The following is a 7,354-nucleotide window of genomic DNA, read 5'->3' on the forward strand; positions in this document are numbered from 1 at the left end:
GTGAGCATCAGCATTACCTGGCCACCGGCACGCCGATGGTCGCGGTGTGGCAGCACGAATACGATGCGCTCAACCAGCGGGTCAGCACGATCCGCCCGGACGGCCACAAGGTCAGCTGGCTGACCTATGGCAGCGGCCACCTGCTCGGCATGACCCTCGACCAGCACGAGATGCTGGCCTACGAGCGCGATGACCTGCACCGCGAAGTGGTGCGGCACCAGGGCAACAAGCTGATGCAGAGCCAGGGCTGGGACCCGGTCGGGCGTCTGCAGGAACAACTGCTCGGCAGCCATGATGGCCAGTCCACATTGCTCAAGCGCCAGTACCGCTACGACGCCGCTGGCCAGCTGACCAACATCCACGACAGCCGCCGTGGCCCGCTGGAGTACCAGTACGACCCGGTGGGACGCCTGCTCAAGGCCATCAGCCGCCTGGGCGTGGAAACCTTCGCCTTCGACCCGGCCGGCAACTTGCTCGACCAGAAGCGCCAGGAACTGAACCGCCCGCTGGAAGCCGACCCACGGCGCAACAAGCTGATGGACAACCTGCTGCGCGAGTACGCCGGGACCCATTACAAGTACGACGAACGCGGCAACCTGATTCATCGGCTGCACAACGGGGCCCATGCCCGTTTCAGCTGGGACCTGTTCGATCGGCTAACGGGGTACAACGACGACAAGCTCAAGGTGGACTACAGCTACGACGCCCTGGGTCGACGGTTGCACAAGCACTCGGTGGCGCATTTCTGGGACAGGCCGGAAGCGGGCACCGGGTGGAACCAGCTGCAACGGGCCAAACGCCAGCGTGAGCTTGGCTGCGGCTTTACCCTGTTCGGCTGGGATGGCGACACCCTGGCCTGGGAGAGCTCACCGCCAAGGGACGATGGCGATACTGGCCGTACCGTGCATTACCTGTACGAGCCGGGCAGCTTTGTGCCGGTCGCTCAGGCGCTGCGCAAGAGCCCGATCCGCTTGCACAAGCAACCGGACTGGAGCCAGCGCGAATACGATTTTGACCAGGATCCGTTGTGGCATACGGAGGTGAAACCGCAGGCGTTTGACGCAATTGCCTGGTATCAGTGCGACCATCTCGGTACGCCGATGGAGCTGACCGATGAGCACGGCCATATCGCCTGGGCCGGGCAGTACAAGGCGTGGGGTGAAGTCAAAGAGGAGCGCTCGGACTGGGCCAGACAACACGGGCTGGGCAACCCGATTCGCTTCCAGGGGCAGTATCACGATCATGAGACGGGGCTGCACTACAACCGCTATCGTTACTACGATACCCGAGGCGCGAGATTTATCAGTAAGGATCCAATCAGCTATGCGGGGGGGATAAACCAGTATGAATATGCTCCAAACCCAGCATATTGGATTGACCCACTTGGCCTCGCAAAAGAATGTTGCTGCGGGGAGCCGTATGTCAATCCCGATGCGCGTTGGATACAAGTAATGGAAAATCCCAACACACCAAGCTCAATGCGGGGGTGGTTGGAGAATCAGGATCGTCGTGTTCGTGCCGGAAAACAATCTAGTATCAAGGCTCCGCCAGGTTACGAGTTGGCACATCGCCCACGGTTTGAGAATGATCTGGGTTACGATTATTCGCACGCCGATCCTATGCTTGCTGCTGACCATAGAGGTATTCAGCACCGATACTGGCGCAAACGTAACGGTTGCTGGTCCGCACGTATGCCTAAATCAGGGTATCCTGGCACAGGTAAATTGAGTTTGCCAAAACGTGGCGCCCTTCCTTAGGAGATTTTGAATGTCTAAGAACCGCATTATTGGAACGACGGCGGCGGCCATTATGGAAGCTGAGCTTCAGCTTAAACTTGCCCTACCTACTTCATTTGTGGAATGGCTATTATTGAATAATGGGCGCTCGCTTGGTGCGCTTGCCATCTTCCCTGTTTACGATAGTAGGGATCCGCGTAAAACCTGGGAGTCAATTGTCAGGGTCTATAATGGCGCGTGGTCTGAATGGCTTGAGAATTTTTCAGGCGATGGGAGGGATTACTCAAGTTTACTTCCATTTGCAGAGTTTGGTACTGGTGATTTTTATTGCTTTGATTACACGCGCCTGGGTATCACAGGCGAGCCTGTGGTAGGGATATGGAGCCATGAGACCGGAGATTTTAAGAAGGTGGCGGATAGTTTCAAAATCTTCATTGATTCATTTGAGCGCCCTGGTTAGCTATCTTAGGAAAAGTTGAGTAGGATCACGGCGACACCGAAACCGCGCTTCAACCGCACAGTTCGCTTGGCCTGGGCGACTGGAGCCAGACCGAGACCTTTGCCTACAATGGCAACGGCAAGCTGATCCAGGCGATCAATGCCGCCAGCAAGCTGCAATGGTTCCACGATGAAGCGGGCAACCTGACCCGTGAGCATCAGCATTACCTGGCCACCGGCACGCCGATGGTCGCGGTGTGGCAGCACGAATACGATGCGCTCAACCAGCGGGTCAGCACGATCCGCCCGGACGGCCACAAGGTCAGCTGGTTGACCTATGGCAGCGGCCACCTGCTCGGCATGACCCTCGACCAGCACGAGATGCTGGCCTACGAGCGCGATGACCTGCACCGCGAAGTGGTACGCCATCAAGGCAACAAGCTGATGCAGAGCCAGGGCTGGGACCCGGTCGGGCGACTGCAGGAACAACTGCTCGGCAGCCATGACGGGCAGTCCACATTGCTCAAGCGCCAGTACCGCTACGACGCCGCTGGCCAGCTGACCAACATCCACGACAGCCGCCGTGGCCCGCTGGAGTACCAGTACGACCCGGTGGGGCGCCTGCTCAAGGCCACCAGCCGCCTGGGCGTGGAAACCTTCGCCTTCGACCCGGCCGGTAACTTGCTCGACCAGAAGAGCCAAGAACTGAACCGCCCGCTGGAAGCCGATCCACGGCGCAACAAGCTGATGGACAACCTGCTGCGCGAGTACGCCGGGACCCATTACAAGTACGACGAACGCGGCAACCTGATTCATCGGCTGCACAACGGCTCCCATGCCCATTTCAGCTGGGACCTGTTCGACCGGCTAACGGGGTACAACGACGACAAGCTCAAGGTCGACTACAGCTACGACGCCCTGGGCCGACGGTTGCACAAGCACTCGGTGCCGCACTTCTGGGACAAGCCGGAAGCGGGCACCGGGTGGAACCAGCTGCAACGGGCCAAGCGCCAGCGTGAACTTGGCTGCGGCTTTACCCTGTTTGGCTGGGATGGCGACACCCTGGCCTGGGAAAGCTCACCGCCAAGGGACGATGGCGATACTGGCCGTACAGTGCATTACCTGTACGAACCGGGCAGCTTTGTGCCGGTCGCTCAGGCGTTGCGTAAAAGCCCGATCCGCTTGCACAAGCAACCGGACTGGAGCCAGCGCGAATACGACTTTGACCAGGATCCGCTGTGGCATACGGAGGTGAAACCGCAGGCGTTTGACGCAATTGCCTGGTACCAATGCGACCATCTCGGTACGCCGATGGAGCTGACCGATGAGCACGGCCATATCGCCTGGGCCGGGCAGTACAAGGCGTGGGGTGAAGTCAAAGAGGAGCGCTCGGACTGGGCGAAACAGCATGGCCTAAGTAACCCGATTCGGTTCCAAGGCCAGTATCACGATCATGAGACGGGGCTACACTACAACCGGTATCGATATTACGATCCTCAAGCTGGTCGATTTATCGTGCAGGACCCGGTCCGTTATGCAGGAGGCCTCAATCTTTACGCTTTTGCCCCTGACCCGCTTAACTGGATCGATCCGCTCGGACTAACAAAATGTCCACGGAATAAGAAAACAACATATGACGGCGCTAGTCGCCGAGATGCATTTAGACAAGCGAAGCGAGATATGGGTATACCTAATAGTCAACAACCTTGTAAAGTCAGTAGGGTTGAGTTGGGTGATGGTAATGGTGGCTTTGTTCGTGATGCTTCCGGTGTTCCAGTAGAAACTAGGCAGTATCACTATAAAAACAAAAGTGGCGCAGCGGTGGTGATCCAAGAGCATAGTTTAGGTCACGCTAAGGCAACCCCGTTGCATGGTGCAGAACCACATTTTAATGTTAGGCCTACTGATTCTGGAACCGGTGAAATATTAAATACAAGTACTGCTTCTGGTGCGCATGGGCACTACAATTTTAAATGAGGCTCTGTATGTGGATTGAATGTGCTTTAAATAGAGATAAAGTTGTACATATGTTCGGCGGTTCTTTAGATATAACGGGCGCTGAATTGCTAGGGGTGTATGTTCATGAAGGGTTCGTGGTTAAGTTTTTGTTTTGTGTTAAAGGTATACCTGAGAAGCATCCCGAGAAGTGGAATGGGAAAGGCTATAATTCAATGACCATATCGTTGCGTTTTGTGGGCGTTAAAAAGTTTCAGGCGAACTTGGAGCGTATAGGGTTTAGCTGTTGTCCGGAAATTAGAAGCTCAAAGGAAGGGGCTTGTATTAATATTGTTTCTGACGAGGGTTCAATTTTTTGTGAGTCTGAATTTGTCAGTATTGATGATATCACTCCGCGCGATGATCTAAGATGGGGTTGATTTCGCCAGTTGTCAGATATGTAATCGCCGTAAAGGTAGTGCAGATTGACGCTCCCAGTTGAAACTGTTTTTGGAAATTGAGCGAGGCTGGTCGTTTCAGTGTGGGTTTCACTCCTATAAAGTCTTGGAATGTTTGGGAGGGCGGCTGGAAGGAATTTCTACATATCGTACTGTGGGAGTATCTCGTGCAATTTTAATAAGGGGGCGATAAACCTCGCCGGAAGCGGGCACCGGTTGGAACCTGCTGCAACGGGCCAAGCGCCAACGTGAGCTTGGCTGCGGCTTTACCCTGTTTGGCTGGGATGGCAACACCTTGGCCTGGGAAAGCTCACCGCCAAGGGACGATGGCGATACTGGCCGTACCGTGCATTACCTGTACGAGCCGGGCAGCTTTGTGCCGGTCGCTCAGGCGCTGCGTAAAAGCCCGATCCGCTTGCACAAGCAACCGGACTGGAGCCAGCGCGAATACGATTTTGACCAGGATCCGCTGTGGCATACGGAGGTGAAACCGCAGGCGTTTGACGCGATTGCCTGGTACCAATGCGACCATCTCGGTACTGGAAGCCGACCCACGGCGCAACAAGCTGAAGGACAACCTGCATCTTCGCCTAGTCGTCTTGTTGCCCAGCAACCCCAAACCCATAACCCTGCAGCCAATCTTCGCGAATCCTGCTACCCAAGCCGTACAGCCACACCTGTTGTGGCGCAACCCAGTCCAGCGCCGCACTCGCCAGGGTCAGGATCAACCCGTTGGCCTCCGCGCGCTCCTGCGGCAGCTCGTCAGTCGTCACCTTCGTTTTGCCAGCGACCAGCGACAGGCTTGCCAGCAGCAGGACATACAGCCCCAGCAGCTTCAGGTACAGGCCCAGCGGTTGCGGCAGCGCCAGGCGTAGCAGGTAGGACAGTGTGCGGAACAGATGCACGGCCAGCCCGCAGAGTATCAGCAGGATCATCACGCCCGGCGTGATCAGGTCACGGTAACTGTCGCGGCCGAGGGTGGACAGGTCGCTTGTCGACGCCACGCGCTGTTTGATCATCTCCCGCGCATCATGCTGCAGCGCCGGCAAGTACACCGAGCGCTCGAAGGCTTCCTCGGTCAGGTAGGCGTACAGGGTGATGCCCGAGGGCAGCGCCAGGTCCTGACGCCATTGCGCCTGGATGGCGCCCACGGCCAGGAACGCCGGGCGATTGAGGCCTGGCTCGATCCAGCCGGCGTTGATACGTTGCTGGATGGATTCGGCGTAGCGGTTGCGCGCCTCGCTCCGTACCTGGCTGGCCACCGCCTGATTGAACCCACGGCGATCGTCAGGGCGCCACAGATCATTGACCGGCACGTTCATCTGCTCGCGTAGCACATGCCGTACGGGTTGCCACTCACTGACGGGCAGGTTCCAGGGGTTCAGATTGCGCCCCCGCTTGCTCAGCAGGCGCTGGTAGTCGGTCCAGGCCTGGCCCTTACGCTGGAGAATGGCCAGGCGGCTGCTGGCACCGGCGTAGAACAGGCTGGCGCGACGGTACTGCCGATAGTGGTCTTCCTGCCGTTCAGTGGCTGTACGGTAGCGCTGGTAGTTGTATTGCAGGCCGCCGCGCTGCTGGTCGGCAAGCTGTTCGAAAAGGGTTTGCACTGCCAGCCCTTCGACAGGTACCAGGGGCGTGATATCGGGCAGGCGCAGGGCCAGCTCAGCCAACCGCCATCGACCTTCCGGGCTGCGCAGTTGCTCACTCGTGCCCTGCTGGCCCTCCAGCTGCTGCCCATGGTGCAGCAGCTGGTTCATCAGCGGGACAGCAATGGCCGCCTGTGCCTGTTGCTCTGGGCTGGCCTGCTCGACCAGCCCGTCCATCAGCAGGCGTTGGGCCTGGTAGCCCAGGTACACGGTGCTGGAGCAGGTGATCAACGCCCACAACAGCGTGCGCCCGAACGGCCATTGCTGGCGCAGGCTCTTGCGCAGCAGACAGCTGAGCGCGAGCAGGGCCAGGGCGACGCCACCCAGCCATTGGCCCTGGCGAGCGAAGCCCTGCAGCAGCACATGCGGTGCAAGGCTGCCGAGCAAGTCGGTCAGTTGTGCCAGATAGGCAAGGGCGAGCAGCAAGTAGATCAGGCTCGGCAGCAGCATCAACCCGGCAAGCCGACATTCCTGGGCGCGGGTCAACGGCAGGTCGCCCCCCCAGATGGCCCGGGCCAGGCGCTGCCACGGCGTGTACTGCTGGCCATGGCTGGAGCGTTGCAGCAGGGCGCCGATCATCAGGCGTTGTCCGGCAGGGAGGTGCGGGCAGAGCTTGGCGAGGTGGGCTCGAAGGTATTCACGCGCGGCTTTCCTTGTCGAAACGATGTAGCGTCCTGATACACGACGCGATAGTAGCATATTGATATCCGCGGCGAGGCAGCGTCCGTTCATGCCCGGCGCTCCGGCAGGCGGGACAAGGGATATTGACTCTCTAGTCAACTGCGCAAGAAGTTGCGCAGTTGAATGTGGATAAGTGTGTGGATAGTTCCTCGCAGGCCTTAGCAGACGCCATGTACAACCAACTGCGCAACTTTTTGCCAGCACTGCGCAAAAAGTTGCGCAACTTTTGGATAGCAGGTCGCTAAAAATCTATCCAAATGAGTGTGTAGCATTTTTAAGCTATTGATTTAAAAGGATAAAAAATACCTGGCACGGGGCTTGTATAAGGAGATGTCCCCCGCCTGGCAATTTCCTGCCACCGGGCGACTTTCTCAAGCATGGAGAGCATCACTCATGGCAACTCCCGCCTACATGGCCGTCACCGGCGAAAAACAAGGCCTGATCACCGCTGGCGCGTTCA

Annotated in this window: 4 protein-coding genes and 4 pseudogenes; 7 read left to right on the top strand and 1 reads right to left on the bottom strand. The window is 58.0% G+C overall.

The annotated features are described in order from the left end of the window. The 6 genes and pseudogenes from JKP78_RS24880 to JKP78_RS25220 form a co-directional block, all read left to right on the top strand. Window positions 1-1,757, top strand: a 1,757-nt coding sequence (locus JKP78_RS24880) for an RHS repeat-associated core domain-containing protein (protein WP_200628026.1), incomplete at its 5' end; no start/stop codon positions are given. 10 nt (window positions 1,758-1,767) lie between these two features. Further along, a complete protein-coding gene (locus tag JKP78_RS24885) occupies window positions 1,768-2,196 on the top strand; it encodes an SMI1/KNR4 family protein (RefSeq protein ID WP_200628028.1) in 429 nt (142 codons plus the stop codon). Window positions 2,197-2,267: 71 nt separating this feature from the next. After that, window positions 2,268-3,782: pseudogene (locus JKP78_RS24890) on the top strand (RHS repeat-associated core domain-containing protein); the annotation flags it as partial. A 159-nt stretch (window positions 3,783-3,941) separates the two neighbouring features. Further along, window positions 3,942-4,151 (top strand): annotated as a pseudogene (locus JKP78_RS25565) (HNH/endonuclease VII fold putative polymorphic toxin); the annotation flags it as partial. Window positions 4,152-4,159: 8 nt separating this feature from the next. Beyond that, complete coding sequence (locus tag JKP78_RS24895; RefSeq protein WP_186690755.1) at window positions 4,160-4,549, top strand: Imm50 family immunity protein; 390 nt, start codon at window positions 4,160-4,162, stop codon at window positions 4,547-4,549. Window positions 4,550-4,766: 217 nt separating this feature from the next. Further along, window positions 4,767-5,132 (top strand): annotated as a pseudogene (locus JKP78_RS25220) (hypothetical protein); the annotation flags it as partial. A gap of 25 nt (window positions 5,133-5,157) precedes the next feature. Here the strand turns inward: JKP78_RS25220 and JKP78_RS24900 are convergent. After that, on the bottom strand, window positions 5,158-6,792 hold the full coding sequence (locus tag JKP78_RS24900; protein WP_186690757.1) for a hypothetical protein: 1,635 nt from the start codon (window positions 6,790-6,792) through the stop codon (window positions 5,158-5,160). A gap of 495 nt (window positions 6,793-7,287) precedes the next feature. On the opposite strand from JKP78_RS24900, the pseudogene JKP78_RS24905 reads away from it, so the two are divergent. After that, window positions 7,288-7,354 (top strand): annotated as a pseudogene (locus JKP78_RS24905) (Hcp family type VI secretion system effector); the annotation flags it as partial.

It is taken from the genome of Pseudomonas sp. LAM2023 (assembly GCF_016620375.1).
Classification (GTDB): domain Bacteria; phylum Pseudomonadota; class Gammaproteobacteria; order Pseudomonadales; family Pseudomonadaceae; genus Aquipseudomonas; species Aquipseudomonas anuradhapurensis.

Coding starts and splice junctions, on each gene's coding strand:
- JKP78_RS24885 (WP_200628028.1), top strand. CDS start 1,768: ATGTCTAAGAACCGCATTATTGGAACGACGGCGGCGGCCATTATGGAA.
- JKP78_RS24895 (WP_186690755.1), top strand. CDS start 4,160: ATGTGGATTGAATGTGCTTTAAATAGAGATAAAGTTGTACATATGTTC.
- JKP78_RS24900 (WP_186690757.1), bottom strand. CDS start 6,792: ATGATCGGCGCCCTGCTGCAACGCTCCAGCCATGGCCAGCAGTACACG.